The following is a 17561-nucleotide window of genomic DNA, read 5'->3' on the forward strand; positions in this document are numbered from 1 at the left end:
CAAATATAAGGTATAATTAAGAATGAGAATGAAACTTTATCTGTTTTAATTCGTATTAAAAGTATATGAGTAAAGGGGGCCTGAACGTGAGAGAAATAAAAAACTTCTTCATCCGACACACTATTTCAACACCAATTAGCATTGGTACATGGTTATATTTAATACTGGGTACCAGTTTAAGCATCTTCGCAGCTACAGGCCTGGGAATTGCACTTTATCTAGGAAGTACATTTGCGATAAAACAAATACAAATAACATCTACAATTAAAAGGGTTGGTTTAAACCGCTCTGAATTCAATTATATCAATGGCCAAATGAATGATGCAAAACAAAAATTAAAACGGTTAAATAGCTATTACGGTAAAGTAAGATCCGTACAAGCTTTCAAACAGCTCCATGAAATAAATACGATTTCCAGAAGGATACTAAGCATCGTTCGAACAAATCCCGAAAAATTTTATCATGCTGAAAACTTCTTTTATGCACATCTTGATTCGGCGGTTGAATTAACATCCAAATATGCAATCCTTGTTAACCAACCCTTAAAGGATAAAGAACTTCAGATAGCGCTTCAAAACACGAGAAATACATTAGCTGATGTGAATCAACAACTTGAGCAAGACTTACGGAATCTGCTCGCATCAGATATGGAAAGACTTCAAATGGAACTCGACTTCGTCGATGTAACCATGAATAAGAAAAAACCGCTTTTAGAAATGAAAGGAGACGACACGACAAATGACAGAAAATAATAGCATGACGAATGATGTTAAATCAATGGATGACTTACTCGATAATCCATTTGACATGAACGAACCCCTGCTTCAGAAAGAAATGCAAACAGAAAATCAACAGACCGGCACTGCAGTGAAGTTATTGGATCGTTTAACACCTGGAGAACGTGAAAAGGCAGTTCAATTAGCTGAGCAGATTCCTGTTGGAAATTATGAGGCTATTATTACTTACGGTGCAAATGCACAAAGCGAACTTTCCCGCTTCTCCCATCAGATGCTAGATCATGTTCAGAGCCAGGACATCGGACCTGTTGGCGATGTGTTAAAAGAGTTGATGGATAGGCTCGGCGAAATAGATCCGGATGATTTAAGCGAAAAGAAACAATCTGCAATCAGTAGATTATTCGGGAGGGTCTCCAAGTCAATTCAGGAAATGATGACTAAATATCAAAAGTTGAGCACGCAAATTGATCGTATCGGCGTTCAACTTGAACACTCCAAGCGCGGTTTAATCGAAGATGTAAAAATGCTTGATAATTTATATGAACAGAATAAAACATATTTCCAAGCACTTAATGTATATATTGCCGCTGCGGAAATCAAACGCGATGAACTAACGTATGAAATCATTCCGAATATGCGCCGTGAAGCCGAGTTATCAAATGATCAAATGGCGTTTCAAGAAGTCAATGACATGGTACAATTTTTGGATAGGTTGGAAAAACGCTTATATGATTTACAGTTATCCCGTCAAATCACTATTCAAAGTGCCCCGCAAATCCGAATGATTCAACAAACGAATCAAACGCTAGCGGAAAAGATCCAATCATCTATCATGACTTCAATTCCACTTTGGAAAAACCAAATTGCGATCGCGCTAACGTTAAATCGTCAAAGAAAAGCTGTTGAATCTCAAAAGCTAGTAACGAAAACGACGAATGATTTATTGCTTAAAAACTCAGAAATGCTGAAATTGAATTCCATTGAAACCGCAAAGGAAAATGAGCGCGGCATCATTGAAATCGATACATTAAAGAAAACACAAGAAAATTTAATTCAAACAATTGAAGAAACATTGCTTATCCAAGCAGACGGCCGTGCAAAACGCAAAGCTGCGGAAATTGAAATTGGCCGCATGGAAGAGGAATTGAAACAGCGACTTATTGCTGTTCACGAAAAAACAGAAAACCGCTCTCAATAAGAGCGGTTTTCTGTTTTACGTATTTCGGATTACAATTGTAAAAAGTTTTCTTAATATCCGCAATGTTTGATCCGTAAAATCTTCAACATTACTTGAAGATGCAGTTTTATTGCCAAAAATCATCGTAAACAATTCTTTTTGTTCTTCTAAAGGTTCTTCAGAAGATAAAAATAAATGAATTACGGAAATTCCTCTTTTTTCTGCTTCCATTACTGCTTCTGCAGTGTCAAGAATACCATTTCTGTCGTACCCATAAGCGGATGGTTCCCCATCGGAAAATACTAATAAAAACTTATGCTTCTCCTGCCTTGCGGAAAGCCTGTCGCTCATCCACCTGATTGCAAAACCGTCTCGATTATCTTCGTTTGTATCAAAGGATAAGATAGACATCCCGTTATCCCGATTTCGATCCATAAACGTATGCATTAGACCAAATACATTCGGTTGGATTTCTGCTGATGCCTTATCGGCTTCTTCATAATACAATGATATTTCATGAATCACTTTTAATTCATTCAGCACATCGTGGAATAATAAGACTGCCTGTTTTGTTTCATCGAGTTTGTCGATCATCGATGCCGAACCATCGACAAGCAACCCGAAAACAGCATCCAAATTAACAGAAGGAGCATTTTTACGATAAAATGGTTTTGGACGTTCATCGACCACAAGCGTCGTTAATTTCGAGGATAATCTACCCTTCATCAATCGTTCGCGTTTGGAGTCTTCTTTTAAATCGATTCTTTTTTTCATTTCTTCGATAAAAGAACGGACAAATGGTCTTTGCAGTTCACGCCAACTGATTAACTTTCGACGATTCTCCGTCTCATTTACAGGTTCGATTCGCTGTTCTTCATAAACAACATTTAAATGTTCTTTTCCAAACATCTTCCCTGTATTTCTTTTGGATTCCCGAACTTCAATTTCGTCGCTCTCTTCCCCATCTGAGCTTGTACTGACATCACCTTCAGATTGCCCGAATCCTATTTCTTCCACTTGGGCATCTTCGTTCCCCGGCGTTGCACCACTTCCATCTGATTTACCAGAACGACCATGTTCAAGCTCGTATTCAAGGTGTATCCCTGCCTCGCGTTCATTTTCTTCATGCCAGGAACGAAATACCTCTTCAATAGTCTCTTTCTTGCCTTCTTCACCTTCATCAATCTCGCCCAAACCTTTATGGTAATGAAAATCAGGTGTCTGTTCGCTAATCGAATCTCCGATAGAATAATATTGATGAAAAAGGTCTTGGTGTAACGACTGCTCTACAATACCTGCAATTCTCTCAACAATAAATACATTGTCTTGTGTATTTATTGCGTCATAAGCATTTTCAAGTATCGATTTTATTAAATCAATTGGAATGGGTCCCCAGTCAACTTCCGACTGTGCAAACATTCCTTCATGCAGCAATATAAATAATTCGTTTAACAATCCATCAGCTAAAAAGCCCTTTTGCATATTAGGATGCACACTATTTTTATGAAAAGTGACATAAGCGTTGCGTCTCGTATTAAATGCTGTAGTTGTTCCGGGTCTTTCTTGAATTACTTTGTCCATTAGTCGAAATTCCTCTAATAAAAGAAGTAGTTCCTTTGCAAAGTTCTGAAATGTGTCTAATTCAATTTTTCTTGTAAATTGGATCCAAGTTTGAACATTAAAATGCTTCCAAAAACCCGCAGTTAATAAATAGACGTCAGACAGGCGACCAAAATGCATGACCTCTTCAGGTCTATGACGCCAAAAAACGCTCATTGATACAATACTTTCCTTCGGGCGAAATTCAAGAAGTTTTCGTTCCGTTAATTCAAGATACTGCGCATCGGAAAGAGCCCGACCCAATCTTTCATATAGTAAAAGAGTTTGGGTATCGACCGTTTCATCATTAAATTGAATAAATCGATTCATTTTCACCATTTGGATCGCCTCATTTTACCCAAGTGTCGACAAGTTCCATGACTAGTTTCCGTTCAACTTGGTCATCTAGTTTTTCCGCGATAGCATAACGAATAGCTCGTTTAACCGGGATATGTTCGGATAAGCTAATCGCATCCAATAAGCTTCGGATTGATGCGGCTTCATCAGATAATAACCCATTCATGACTTGTTTCCTTAAATCATTTCCAATGTTTAATATCGTATCAACTAAACTTTGAGATGCATTAGGATATTCAGCTTCAATCAAATCCTTTAGAGCTTCACCTGACAAATACGGAACCGTGAATGAAACAAATCGATTTTTCAAAGCTTCATTCATAGGCGATGTTCCAACGTATCCTTCGTTAATAGCAGAAATTATTGTGAAATCCTCATGCGCATAGATGACTTCCCCGGTAAAAGGATTTGTTAGCATTCGACGATGGTCTAATACACTATGTAAAATAGGCAATGTTTCGGGTCTGGCCATATTAATTTCATCAATATATAAAATATGTCCTTTTTTCATTGCTTGTACAACTGGACCTTCTACGAAATCTATAAATGTTTGTCCGTCTTTTTGAATAATCGTCTTAAAACCAAGAAGTGATTCAGAATCTAAGTCTACAGAACAATTGATACTATGCATCGGTTGACCAAAGTAACTTGATATTGATTGAGCTAATCTAGTTTTTCCGGACCCTGATGGACCTTTAAGCAACACTGGTTTGTTTAAGACTACACTGACAAGTATGTCTTCCCACAAGTGATTATCAGGCGAAATATAACCACCTTCTTGTATTAACAAAGCTGTTTCATCTGAATAATTATGTTGTAATCGTTTTGTTCGTTCGTTTTCAATAAGTTGATTCATCCAAATAGCCTCCCATAAAAAAACCGATTCACCTGTATGGGAATCGGATTACTTATCACTCAAAATAAGCTTTGTAATAGCCTCCAACTTTCCCTGTATTATCCACGATGAAAATGAATTCTTCTGTTTCATTTTTCACTTCATACTCTTTACCAGGTGTTAGAACATTATTCACTACATATTTTTCAGCATCTGCATTCTTGCATACGACAGTACGAGTTGCAGGTGCTGTTTTCCAAGTTTTGAAATTCACACTATACACATCCTTTTCGAAAAACAATTGAATAATGAAAAACCGACCCGCCGTAATAGGCAGGTCGATTTAATTATTAAGAACCTAGCAGTAAATCTTCCGGATTTTCAATAAGCTCTTTAACCATTTTCAAAAATCCAACAGAATCTTTACCATCAATAACGCGGTGGTCATAAGAAAGTGCAACGTACATCATTGGACGAATTTCGATATTATCACCAATGGCTACAGGACGTCGAACGATTGAGTGCATACCGAGTATACCCACTTGCGTACCATTTAAAATTGGCGTTGACATTAATGAACCGAATACGCCACCGTTCGTAATCGTAAACGATCCGCCAGTCATATCCGCAATTGTAAGCTTATTATCACGCGCTTTCAATGCTAGCTCACGAATAGACCCTTCAATTTCAGCAAAGTTTTTACGATCTGCATCAACTACGTTCGGTACAACGAGTCCACCTTCAGTGGAAACAGCAATACCGATATCGTAGAAGTTTTTCAGAAGGATTTCGTCACCGTCAATTTCCGAGTTGACGTAAGGATATTTTTTAAGTGCAGCTACTACCGCTTTTGTGAAGAATGACATGAAACCAAGACGCTGATCATATTGATCGAAAAACTCGTCTTTTTTACGTGAACGAAGTTCCATAACTTTAGTCATGTCAATTTCATTGAAAGTAGTAAGCATTGCAGTTGATTGTCTAACTTCTAATAGGCGTTTTGCAATCGTTTGACGACGACGAGTCATTTTCTCGCGTGTAATGCGACCATCATCCGCCGCTTCAACTTTTGCAGCAGGTGCTGCAGCTGGTTGTGCTTTTGGCGCAGACCCGTGTGCTTCGACATCTTGTACTTTGATGCGTCCCATTGGATCTACTGGACTAATTGCAGCAAGGTCGATTCCCTTTTCTCTTGCTAGCTTGCGTGCCGCTGGGCTTGCAAGTGTACGGTCTTCTACTCCAGATGCTTCTTCAACTGCAGGTGCTTCTTCTACTTTTCCTGCAGGTGTTGCTTCTGCTTTAGGAGCAGGTGCAGCAGGAGCTCCCGAACCTTCTCCGACGATTGCAATGACTTGACCTACTTCAACAGTGTCACCTTCAGCTGCAAGATGTTCTTGGACTATTCCTGCTTCTTCTGAAATGATTTCAACGTTTACTTTATCAGTTTCTAACTCAACGATAAATTCTCCGCGCTCTACATTTTCACCAGGTTGTTTAATCCATCGTGATATCGTTCCCTCTGTAATCGATTCTGCAAGTTCTGGTACAATAATTTCTGCCACTTTAATTTCCTCCTTAAGTCATTCCGCTTTAAGCTTTTAATGCTTCAGCAATAATACGTTTTTGTTCAATAGAATGGGACGCTCCGTCACCTTCGGATGGACTAGAACGGTGAATTCGACCAACATATGAAACTTTCTTATTGCCCGCGATTTCCCCCACATATGGAGATGCATAGGACCATGACCCCATATTTTTCGGTTCTTCTTGAACCCAGACAAGTTCTTTTACTTTTGGATAACGAGCAACGATTTCACTGATTTTCTCAGATGGGAATGGATATAATTGTTCGACGCGAACAATATGCAAGTGATCGAAACCTTCCCCGTCTTTTACTTGTTCAGCCAAGTCAATCGCCATTTTACCGCTAGCAAATAAAATACGTTCAACTTTTGTTTTCTTTGTTCCTGTTCCGGGTTGTTCAAGAACAGTTTGGAAACTTCCTTCAGTTAAGTCAGTTACATCCGCTCCGACTAAAGGATGGCGAAGTAATGACTTTGGCGAAACAATAACTAGAGGACGCATAGATGCTTCTCCAAGCATTTTCGCTTGCCTGCGTAAAATATGGAAGTAGTTTGCGGAACTTGATAAGTTTGCAACCGTCCAGTTATTTTCAGCAGATAATTGTAAGAATCTTTCAAGTCGTGCACTTGTATGCTCAGGTCCCTGTCCTTCATGTGCATGTGGTAACAGTAATACCAGACCCGATTTTTGACCCCATTTCGATCTGCTTGCAGAGACGAATTGGTCGAACATGACTTGGGCCATATTTGCAAAGTCGCCATATTGCGCTTCCCAAATTGCAAGAGCCTTCTGGTTTTCCAAGTTATAACCAAATTCATATCCAACAATTGCAGCTTCCGTAAGTGGACTATTATTTACTGTGAATGATGCATTAGAACCCGAAATATGATGTAAAGGAACTAATTCCTTACCAGTTTTTTCATCGTGTAATACCAAGTGACGCTGAGCAAACGTACCGCGTTGAACGTCTTGGCCCGATAGTCTAATTGGGTTGCCATCTTGTAATATTGAACCAAAAGCAAGGGTTTCGGCATGCGCCCAATCAATTTTGTTTTTCCCTTTAAATGGTTCTTCACGTCTTTTTAATATACGGACGAGTCTGCCAAAAACATCAAAATCCTGTGGGAATGCTAAAAGTTCTTCATTTAACGTTCGAAGTCTACCTTCTTCAACGCCAGTTTCCAAATCTCTAGGATACCCAGCAAGTACTTCTTCTGGAATTTCCAGTGGACCTTGTTTTTTATCTTTTGAAGCCTGATGATCCCTGACAACATCGTGCGCTTTCTGCATGATTTTAAATACATCGGCGTCTAGTTTATCAACTTCTTCTTTGGTAACGATGTTTTCAGAAGCAAGTGTTGTGCCGTATATCTCCCGAACAGTCTTATGTTGATGAACGGAATGATACATAACTGGGTTTGTTACAAGCGGTTCATCCATCTCGTTATGTCCATAGCGACGATATCCAAGTAAATCAATAACGATATCTTTTCCGAACTTTTGTCTATATTCAAATGCGAATGATGCGACGGCTATTACAGATTCAGGGCAGTCGGCATTAACATGTATAACTGGAACTTCAAATCCTTTTGCTGGATCTGATGAGTAATGTGTGGACCTGGAATCATAATGCTCAGTCGTAAATCCAATCATGTTATTTGCAATAACATGCACTGATCCGCCCGTTCGGAATCCACGTACCCGGCTGTAGTTAAATGTCTCAGGAACGACACCTTGACCTGGGAATGCTGCATCTCCGTGCACAAGTACTGCATATGCAGAGTTCGTGTCTTGTTCTGGTAAACCGATATTATTTTTTTGTTCTTGAGCAGCTCTTGTTTGCCCAGTGACAACTGAATTGACTACTTCTAAATGCGATGGGTTATATGCCAAAAAGCGCTTCATTCCGGATTTTCCAGTATACGTTGCACCTAAGTGATAAACGACATCTCCGTACCATCCACGTGAAGTTTCCAAAGTGCCATCTTTCGGTATGAATGGTTCATCTGAAACGCCCGCAAATAATGCGAAAAACATTTCATACGGATTATTTAATACATGTGTAAGAACGTTTAAACGGCCCCGGTGTGCCATTCCGATAAGCATTTTGTCAGTTTTGTTTTCTTCAGAACGGCGAACAAGTTCATCGAAAAGAACGACAAGTGTATCCAGGCCTTCGATTGAAAAGCGCTTAGCTCCGACAAACGTACGGTGAATATACTTTTCGAATCCTTCAATTTTTGTAAGTCTTTCAAGTAATTCTTTTTTCTCTTCATTTGATAGATTTGCAGATACGTTACCGCTTTCAATATTTGATTGTATCCATTCACGTTCTTGTTCATCGATTACATGATCAAATTCAAAAGCAATTTTTCCAGTGTATAGAGATTTTAAGTAGTTGATTGCATCAAGTCCATTTTCAACAGTGCTCGGCACATTATTTAAAAATAGGGATGCAGGCATTTCTTCTAAATCGCTTTCAGTTAAATTATAATACGAAAGCTCAATACGAGTTGAATCAGTTGGACGATCCTTTAGCGGATAGATATCGGCTGCAAGATGTCCGTATGTACGGATTGCGTCCTGCAATTTGAAAGCTGCAATCACTTTACCAATATTACTTGCTGGTACAGCATCAGCCGCTGTAACGTGTTCCCCGTCTCTTTGGACTGGCGAACCAAAACGGCTAAACATTTCTGCAAGTTCAGGTTCGACCAATTCCGGGGACGACTTGAACAAATCATACATTTCCATTACATACCCAAGGTTCGGTCCCGTAAAAGCATCGTAAGGGGATCGATGGGCATCTGAATTTTTCGACATGAACAATGACCTCCACATTTGCCAATGGCATATTGTGTTTTTTGATTATTTTTTTATCCTCGTTAATTTTACCATGCAAAGACTAGAACTTAAAGGGTTTCGCACAACAAATAGTCTTTTCTTTCGTAAAATTAATTTTATAGTTGATATCTAGGTAGAAATAGTGTTTTAGGCGTCATAAATCCAATTTTCTACTAACTTCTTTGCGCCATAATTAAAGCAACCATCTCTTCTGGGGTTTTTGGCATTTCAGTTTTTAGCATATTACCAATTAAATAGTCTTTCTCTTTATTAAAATCAATTAGCTCTTCCGAAAATGGACGTAGTGAAATTTCTTCCTCCTCCAAGACACGAGCAGTTCCAATCGATTTGAAAAATGCAGCGTTCAACAGTTGGTCTCCCCTGCTTTGGGCAGCAGAAAGCGGTATTAAGAGCATTGGAATTCGCAGTGCGAGCATTTCGAATATCGCATTGGAACCCGCTCGCGATACTGCAAAATCTGACGCCGCCAACAAATGCGGCAAATCGTCAGTTACATATTCAAATTGTTTATACCCCGGGAATTTCTCGAAAGATTTATCAAGATTTCCTTTACCGCATAGATGGATAATATCAAAAGTAGTCGTAATCGATTTCAGGTCTTTTCGAATGGCTTCGTTTAATACCGCCGAACCTTGACTACCGCCCATTACGATGATTACAGGTTTTTCCCCGTCCACTCCCGCGATTCGTAAACCCTCTTCTTTTACGCCCTGGAATAGTTCAGGTCGTATAATTGCTCCAGTACAAGTTGCTTTTCCTGTTGGAACATATTCCAGTGTTTGTTCAAATACCGTGAAAATATGATTTGAAAATGGCAATGACATTTTATTGGCCAGCCCCGGCGTGACATCGGATTCATGTATAACTACAGGCACTTTAGCTACTCTTGCCGCTAAAACGACGGGTACGGAAACAAATCCGCCCTTAGAAAAAATAATTTCAGGTCTAAGCTTGCGAATAATCGAAAGTGCTTGAAAGAATCCAGCTCCTACTCGGAAAGGATCCGTGAAGTTTTTCATTGAAAAATAACGTCTTAACTTTCCGCTTTGAATTGCATGATAAGTAACGTCGGGCTGATTGTCTCCAATGAGTTCTTTTTCGATTCCGTCGTGGGAACCGATATAATGAATTTCATACCCGCGCTCATGAAACACGGGAATCAACGCTTCATTCACAGAAACATGCCCAGCGGTGCCACCGCCCGTTAGTAAAATAATCGGCCGTTTCATATGGCCTTCACCTCTTCTATTATAAATATGTATTCTATATGATTGAACAACCCTTATTATAGCAAAGAATTCATGGTACACTACTAACTAATCGTCAAGTAAAGGGTGGAGATTTATGAACAATGCTTTAACTTTAAGAAATAAGCCATGGAAGATGGCGAAAATTATCATGCCGATTCTAATTACACAGGTCGCCATGTATATGATTACGTTCTTCGATATACTTATGACTGGACGATATGATACATACCATCTTGCGGGCGTAACAATTGGTTCTTCCTTTTGGGTGCCGGTTTATACGGGGCTAGCTGGTATTTTGATGGCGCTAACGCCGATTATTGCCCAGCTTGTCGGAGCCCGTCAAAAAGAAGACGTACGACCAACCGTCCAACAAGGACTATACGTGTCAGTAGCGCTTTCTGCAATTGTTTTTTTAGTTATACTATTCGCAGTTGCACCAATTTTAGAGGCGATGCCGCTTGAAGAACAAGTCCGTACAGTAGCATCTGATTATTTAAAAGGAATGAGCTTCGGGTTACTTCCTTTATTCGCTTACACAGTCATGCGTTCTTTCTTTGATGCATTGGGAGCAACTCGTGTGTCAATGTCGGTTATTCTGTTATCCGCCCCGATTAATGTTTTATTAAACTATTTATTGATCTACGGGCATTGGGGTTTTCCTGAACTGGGTGGTGCGGGAGCCGGTTATGCTTCTGCCATAACTTATTGGCTTGTGTTCTTCATTGCGTGTGCGATTGCATGGGGATGGGGACCGTTCGTTGACTATAAGCTATTCGTTCAATGGGGAAAAATCTCTTTTGCCAAATGGAAGGAAATTCTATTTATCGGCGTGCCAATCGGGATTTCCATTTTCGTTGAAATCAGTATTTTCTCCGCAGTTACATTGTTAATGGCGAATTATTCTACAGCCGTCATTTCAGCACACCAAATTGCGCTTAATTTCACTTCGCTTTTGTATATGATTCCGTTGAGCATTTCAATCGGAACGACTATTTTAGTCGGACAAGAAGTTGGCGCCGGACGGATGCGGGACGCGAAACACTACAGTTATCTCAGTGTCGGACTTGCTATTTTATTTAGTTTTATATCAATTACAATATTACTGTTATTCAGGGAGCAGATTGCTTCAATTTACACAAACGATATTAATATCGTAAAATTGTCGGTGCATTTCTTTATATACGCTGCGATTTTCCAACTTTCCGATGCGATTCAAGCACCGGTCCAAGGAGCGCTCAGAGGATACAAAGATGTGAACGTTACATTCATAATGGCAATCGTTTCATATTGGGTTATAGGTTTACCAGTCGGCTATGTGATGGCAACTTATACGGAGCTTGGACCATATGGATATTGGATTGGTCTCATTACTGGCTTAACTGTAGGGGCAATAACACTCGCGATCAGATTGCGTTTTATTCAAAACAAGAAATTTGCTTAACAATAAAAATCCCGTTCCGGCTTACTGGAACGGGATTTTACATTAATTTAATATTCCAGATCGAGTGATTTCGGCTTCTACTTTAACGTTAATATCCATTTCTGAAAATGTGTCTTGCCATTTCCCTTTTTCCCAAAGTTCTCGATGAAATGCGCGCACGTTTTGTCCGAATCCTATGGAGTCGCTCTTTGCTTCTTGCAATTTTTTTATTACCTTATTAAAATCAGTTGTTAGCTGTTCGCTTAGAAATTTATTAAGTTTATTGACCAAAGCTGTATTATCCAAATTATCATGTGGAAATTCCTCAACACCGAATTTTATTTTATAAGTCGCTTCAATTTTATCGTTTGTTATTTTCCATTTCTTTTTCTTTTTGACGTGTTCTACAGTAATTGGATATTCCACGCCATTCTCTTCCCATAAATAAGTAAACTGAGCGTATTTCTTCTTTTTTCCTTTTTTCATCATCAATGTCATAATTAGTGACTCTTTTGCATCAAGGTAATGACCTGAAAATTGTCTATCGCTGAACAATGCAACTCCTGACACTTCTGGAAGCTTAGTGTGTTCTGATATCCGAATGGACGGAAGTGCAAAGTCAATCGATTTATCAAACATAGTATTTCCAATACTTTGTAAGTCGAAATCAGGTATATATGAAAATTTTATGGCCGTTTCAATAATTCCTTTGTAATAATCCGGTGCATTAATCGGCAACGTTTCTGCCTTGTCAAATAGTTCTTTCATCTCTCCTTCAACGACTGCCATTCGTCCACTCAATTGATGCCTCGGTGTCCTGTAAAAAACATCGATATAGTTATATAGATCTTCTTTTGCAGTTTCAGCAGAAATAAGAAAAACTTCAAGCTGGGCAATATCGAGCATTTCATCGGTATGCATGAAAGCGTTATTTCGTGCTTCCCTTAACGATACACCATGACCTTCTGTCGTTGAGTATATGATTTTTTCTTGTTCAGCTGACGGAAATGAGAAATGCACTGTGATTTTTCCGGTTTCCCCTTCAATCCCGGCAAGCGGTACCATCGTCAAGTCTTGATATAATACTTCATCCCAACAACCCGATAGCAGAAGACTTACCAAAACGACGACTATTATTTTTCTCATGCAGTCTTTCTCCTATTCACTAATATGATGATGACTGGCAAGAAGATAGCAAAGATTAGATGTACATAGATTGTAGAAGCCTGTATTTTTTCCGTCACCTCTTTTGATAGTGATAGAAACGGAAGAAGAAAGAGCAATAGATGAAAAATGATAACCGTTCTTTTTCGCTTTGCTTTGTAATGTGTTTTGTGTACAAATAAAGCAGTAAATGAAAAAAGGATTACGGTAATGATGCTCCACGTCATCCAAATATAGATGAAGAACAGGTCTAATCTTTGTACAAATGTGACTTCTTGAGATTTTAAAATATACATTAACGGTTCGGGAATAAGGTTAAAATCTTCGAGCGTGAAATAAAGCATACAAACAGCTAATGTAAAAAAGAAAAAACTAAACCAAATAAGTTGATAAACGAATAAGGGCCAACCTTTTACTTTCAAATTTTTGTCGACAAACGGACGGAAAATCAAGAACAATTCGATTCCAATAAACGTAAATTGTGTTTGCAACATTCCTTTAAACAATTCCGGTGTCGTTGCTTCACCTAAAGGGACAAGATAAGTCCATTCAAACTCAGGCCAAGCCATTAGCAGAAAGAACATAAATACCGGAATCATCGGGATTAAAACCACACTAATATTCACGGATGTTTCCGGTTTACTCAAGTTTGCATATAAAGAGACCAGAACCATGACGCCGATGACGACGAATTGAGGCGTTTTGGGAAACGCCCAAACAGCAAGTGAATAATCGATATAAGATAGGAAAGACACAGTAATATAAAGCCAATAACTGATATAAAGCCATGAAGTGATTTTTCCTAGTTTAAACCGTTGATAATAGCGTTCATAAAAAAGGAGGATTGCATAATGTAATATTCCAGCGCCGATAAATAGGAGCGAAGCGTCTCTCCCAGCAGTTTCAATGAGAGGCGCTTGAAATGTAATAAAAACAGCGCCAGTTTGCGCGATGAAAAGGAAAAGGAAAAACTGAGTTCGCGAAAAATTGACATTCACGATTTTTCACCTTCCCTCTTTTCCCCATGTGTAAAAGATTTTTCCTGCGGAGCAGGTTTAATAAATGGTAATCGGACAAAAATCTTCTTGAAACGAGGAGGATCGAACGGCACAATTGGCGAAAAATAAGGTTGTTTCAAAGACTCTAAATTCATCAAGTGAATAAAAAGTACAAGTGAACCAAGAACAATCCCAAAAAAACCGAACAGTGATGCGGCAATCATAAAGGGAAATCGTAATATACGAATTGTTGTGTTCATCTCAACAGATGGCACGACAAAACTTGAAATGGCTGTCATTGCTACAACAATAACCATCAAATTAGAAACAAGTCCTGCACTTACTATGGCGTCCCCGATGACAAGTCCGCCGACAATCCCAATCGTCTGTCCAATTGGAGTCGGCAATCGTATCGATGCTTCCCTGATTAGTTCAATAAATAATTCCAACAAAAGCGCTTCAAAGATCGGTCGATATGGAATTTCTTCGATCGCAACTTTCACCTTCAAACTGAATTCCATAGGCAATATTTCAGAATGAAAACCGATTACCGCAATATAAAAAGCCGGCAGGAACATCGCAGTTATAAAACTTAACAGTCTTACAATACGGTAAAATGATCCAACAAGAACCCGTCCGTTAAAATCATCTGGTGATTGATAAAACGTAAAAAAGGTAATAGGCGCGATAAGGCATGTCGGTGTATTATCTACAAACATCCCTATTTTCCCTTCAAGAAGATTTGCTGCAACACGGTCTGGTCTTTCTGTATTCAATAACTGCGGAAAAGGAGACCAAACGTTTCCTTCCAAATAGTCTTCTAGTTGCCCAGCACTGTTTATCACTTGTGTGTTAATACCTTCTAATGTCGTTTTAACATCCGTCACAACATCTGCGTCAGCTAATGATTCGATGTAAAAATAGTTAACTGTGGATTTCGATAACTCGCCGATTGTGAGTGTTTGTACAACAAGGTCCGGAATTTTTAAACGTTTACGAATTAGCGACATATTCTTATCGAATCCTTCAACAAATCCTTCATGAGAACCGCGAATGACATGTTCATTATCAGGTTCTTCGGGAGCTCTTACTGCAAAACTGGGAACGTTTACAGTTAACATCATGTTTGTATTCAAAAAAATTACAACAGCAGAACCTGCGCACACCTTTTCTATGAGAGTAGAAATAGTGAAAGGATGAATCGTCGAAACCGGTGTATCGCCCCAGTTTGGAAGTCCAGCCAATTCACGCTTACGAATGATGTCGAGCTGCTCATTTACCTGACCGCCTTCAGTCATTACTTTAAAGTAAACAACAATTGCCGCTCCCTTTTCCCACTCCATTTCCTCAACAAAAAGATCAACCGTATTATGAAAACGTTCTTTTATGTATAAAATTAAACTACTTGCCGAAAGTGTCTCTGTCATGATCTCACCCCATGCTAAGAGTATGCGCACTGAAAGCTTCATCTAAACGTAAAATATCGGAAGGCGTTAGCATAATAGTATTATGTAATCTTGGTTATATTTTAAAAATAAAAAGCGATTCTCTTAAGCCTATTATGCTCGGCTCAGAGAATCGCATTTTCAAAGTTTATATTTTATTTTGTAATAAATTGTTGTGTCCAGTAGTTACCGTTTGACTCATATCCGATTCCGATATGAGTAAAGCCAGGCTTTAAAATGTTTTCTCTATGTCCTGGAGAATCCATCCAAGCTTTCACGACTTCTTCAGGTGAACGTTGACCCGCTGCAATATTTTCTCCCGCTGCGCTATATGATACTCCGAACTGTTTCATTTGATCAAACGGAGAACCGTATGTTGGGCTTGTATGTGAGAAATAATTATTTGATGACATATCTTTTGATTTTGCACGAGCTGAATCCATTAATTTACTATCTGATTGTAATGGTTTAAGGCCTGCTTTTTGTCTTTCAGCATTCGTTAAATCAATTACTTGTTTTTCAATTGCTGAAACTGAAGCGTTTGGTGCAGCCTCAACTGGTTTAGCAGGTTTTTCTGGTGTTGGTGCTGGTGTAGTTGGTGCAGGTGCTGGCTTAGCCTCTGGAGCTGGTTTAGCTTCTGGAGCTGGCTTAGCCTCCGGTGCTGGCTTAGCTTCTGGTGTTGGCTTAGCCTCTGGTGCTGGTTTAGCCTCTGGAGCCGGCTTAGCTTCTGGTGCTGGTTTAGCTTCTGGAGCTGGTTTAGCTTCCGGTACTGGCTTAGCCTCTGGAGCTGGCTTGGAATTAGTAGTCTTTGCTACCTCCAAATATTTTGCGAAACTTTTCATCAAATCTTCTTGAAGAGCTTGAAAATCGTTCTTTTTCAGTTTCATATTACTGAAATCAAACGTTTTGCCCTCCCAATCTACACAATTAACATACTGTACTTTTTGCACCTGTACATTATTATTTGAATATGAAGCTTCTACACTGTTGTTGTTCGGCAGTAAGAGCGCCGAACCGAGTAAGATGATCGCTATCGATTTTTTCATCTCTTAACTCCTCCCTTCGCAATCTATCATAACGTCTATGAGATTGAGAATTTCGGAATTTATTACCAGTAAAACCAGACAAAGCATAAATACGCTCGCAATGGGAAAAGTATTTGCGGCAATTGGATACTTTTGGAGAACTATGATTTTATTACTACTATTTTCGGGTTGACTACCTCAGTATTTTACTGAATTTTATAGTCTATCTCTTCAATTCCTTCACCAATTATTACTAGTCTAGGATCCATTTTCACATATTCCGGCATCCAATTCACCATTCCATATGCATATTGAAATAAATAAGGATTTTTCGTTCCTACTACAGGGACGAACCCTTTCATGCGATAAACTGTATCCGGTAAAGATTTCACCCAGTTTTCAAACTCATCCATTTTCACGCTTTCAGAAAAAGTAATTAGTTTTGAAGAAAGCGGAAGTCCTGCCCCGGAAATCACAGCTTCTGAAGTTCTGTTTTTCTTTGGTTGAAGAACTCCTTCTATATATGAAAAGCCTAGTTTTGCATTTACGGTTTGAATAATGGGCGCGGAACTATTAAAGTTAGACAACTCCAGTGAGACCGTTGCAAGTTCATCAGCAGTTAATAAGTCTGTTTTATTCGCCAATAACATGTGTGCGTGTTTGATCTGCTCCATATAAAGAGCACGTATTCTTGGTGATAATGTGTCCCGGTTAAGCCAAAGTTTGCTGTCGACGACTGTTACAATCCCTTTAACTTGTAGTCGATCTGCAAATAACGGGGAATAAACCGCGTCAAGCGCTTCCACAGGATGAGCGGCTCCCGTTGTTTCAATAAGAATGACATCGATATGGTCATTTTCTTCTAATAGCCCCTGAAGCTGTGCCTCTGTCTTCTCCGCGCCCGAACAGCATATACAACCATCCAGTAATTCTTTCAACGGAACATCGCCTTCAATGGCGTTCGAATCCACTTTTAAATTTCCAAATTCATTCATAAAGACTGCAGGCGTTTTTCCTGCTGCTTTTAATTCTTGAATAACATTTAATAATAGAGACGTTTTTCCACTTCCAAGAAACCCGCTAAATAAATAAACATCAATCATAA

Annotated in this window: 14 protein-coding genes; 3 read left to right on the plus strand and 11 right to left on the minus strand. The window is 39.1% G+C overall.

What is annotated here, in order from left to right; genetic code table 11:
• Positions 1–86: 86 nt before the first annotated feature.
• Together JSQ81_RS01945 and JSQ81_RS01950 are read left to right on the plus strand one after the other, a co-directional pair.
• Positions 87–752, plus strand: coding sequence for a 5-bromo-4-chloroindolyl phosphate hydrolysis family protein (locus tag JSQ81_RS01945; protein WP_212606063.1), 666 nt, complete (start codon positions 87–89; stop codon positions 750–752).
• Complete coding sequence (locus tag JSQ81_RS01950) at positions 739–1935, plus strand: toxic anion resistance protein (protein WP_212606064.1); 1197 nt, start codon at positions 739–741, stop codon at positions 1933–1935. The genes JSQ81_RS01945 and JSQ81_RS01950 overlap by 14 nt, the downstream gene beginning before the upstream one ends.
• A gap of 15 nt (positions 1936–1950) precedes the next feature.
• On the opposite strand, the gene JSQ81_RS01955 is transcribed toward JSQ81_RS01950, so the two are convergent.
• The 6 genes from JSQ81_RS01955 to JSQ81_RS01980 all read right to left on the minus strand — a co-directional run bounded on the left by JSQ81_RS01955 (position 1951) and on the right by JSQ81_RS01980 (position 10383).
• Positions 1951–3852 (minus strand): hypothetical protein, encoded by a 1902-nt coding sequence (locus JSQ81_RS01955; RefSeq protein WP_212606065.1) that lies wholly within the window; start codon positions 3850–3852, stop codon positions 1951–1953.
• A 10-nt stretch (positions 3853–3862) separates the two neighbouring features.
• Complete coding sequence (locus JSQ81_RS01960; protein WP_212606066.1) at positions 3863–4726, minus strand: AAA family ATPase; 864 nt, start codon at positions 4724–4726, stop codon at positions 3863–3865.
• 55 nt (positions 4727–4781) lie between these two features.
• On the minus strand, positions 4782–4979 hold the full coding sequence (locus JSQ81_RS01965) for a DUF6501 family protein (protein ID WP_212606067.1): 198 nt from the start codon (positions 4977–4979) through the stop codon (positions 4782–4784).
• Positions 4980–5055: 76 nt separating this feature from the next.
• Positions 5056–6267: a 2-oxoglutarate dehydrogenase complex dihydrolipoyllysine-residue succinyltransferase gene (gene odhB / locus JSQ81_RS01970; protein WP_212606068.1), complete on the minus strand. Its 1212-nt coding sequence runs from the start codon at positions 6265–6267 to the stop codon at positions 5056–5058.
• A gap of 28 nt (positions 6268–6295) precedes the next feature.
• Positions 6296–9112: a 2-oxoglutarate dehydrogenase E1 component gene (locus tag JSQ81_RS01975; protein ID WP_212606069.1), complete on the minus strand. Its 2817-nt coding sequence runs from the start codon at positions 9110–9112 to the stop codon at positions 6296–6298.
• Positions 9113–9306: 194 nt separating this feature from the next.
• Positions 9307–10383 (minus strand): undecaprenyldiphospho-muramoylpentapeptide beta-N-acetylglucosaminyltransferase, encoded by a 1077-nt coding sequence (locus JSQ81_RS01980; RefSeq protein WP_212606070.1) that lies wholly within the window; start codon positions 10381–10383, stop codon positions 9307–9309.
• 115 nt (positions 10384–10498) lie between these two features.
• Here JSQ81_RS01980 and JSQ81_RS01985 point away from each other — a divergent pair, with 115 nt between their 5' ends.
• Positions 10499–11845, plus strand: coding sequence for an MATE family efflux transporter (locus JSQ81_RS01985; RefSeq protein WP_212606071.1), 1347 nt, complete (start codon positions 10499–10501; stop codon positions 11843–11845).
• Between the two features lie 42 nt (positions 11846–11887).
• Here the strand turns inward: JSQ81_RS01985 and JSQ81_RS01990 are convergent, their stop codons facing one another.
• From JSQ81_RS01990 to JSQ81_RS02010, 5 genes are all read right to left on the minus strand, one after another.
• Positions 11888–12970, minus strand: coding sequence for a Ger(x)C family spore germination protein (locus tag JSQ81_RS01990; RefSeq protein ID WP_212606072.1), 1083 nt, complete (start codon positions 12968–12970; stop codon positions 11888–11890).
• Positions 12967–13986 carry a GerAB/ArcD/ProY family transporter gene (locus tag JSQ81_RS01995; RefSeq protein ID WP_212606073.1) on the minus strand — a complete coding sequence of 340 codons (1020 nt, stop codon included), beginning with the start codon at positions 13984–13986 and terminating at the stop codon, positions 12967–12969. The genes JSQ81_RS01990 and JSQ81_RS01995 overlap by 4 nt, the downstream gene beginning before the upstream one ends.
• Complete coding sequence (locus tag JSQ81_RS02000) at positions 13983–15413, minus strand: spore germination protein (protein WP_249336609.1); 1431 nt, start codon at positions 15411–15413, stop codon at positions 13983–13985. The genes JSQ81_RS01995 and JSQ81_RS02000 overlap by 4 nt, the downstream gene beginning before the upstream one ends.
• 173 nt (positions 15414–15586) lie before the next feature.
• Positions 15587–16477 (minus strand): CAP domain-containing protein, encoded by an 891-nt coding sequence (locus JSQ81_RS20160; RefSeq protein WP_371812495.1) that lies wholly within the window; start codon positions 16475–16477, stop codon positions 15587–15589.
• A 185-nt stretch (positions 16478–16662) separates the two neighbouring features.
• Positions 16663–17559 carry a CobW family GTP-binding protein gene (locus JSQ81_RS02010; RefSeq protein WP_212606075.1) on the minus strand — a complete coding sequence of 299 codons (897 nt, stop codon included), beginning with the start codon at positions 17557–17559 and terminating at the stop codon, positions 16663–16665.
• Between the last annotated feature and the right edge of the window lie 2 nt (positions 17560–17561).

Source organism: Sporosarcina sp. Marseille-Q4063, from assembly GCF_018309085.1.
Classification (GTDB): Bacteria; Bacillota; Bacilli; order Bacillales_A; family Planococcaceae; genus Sporosarcina.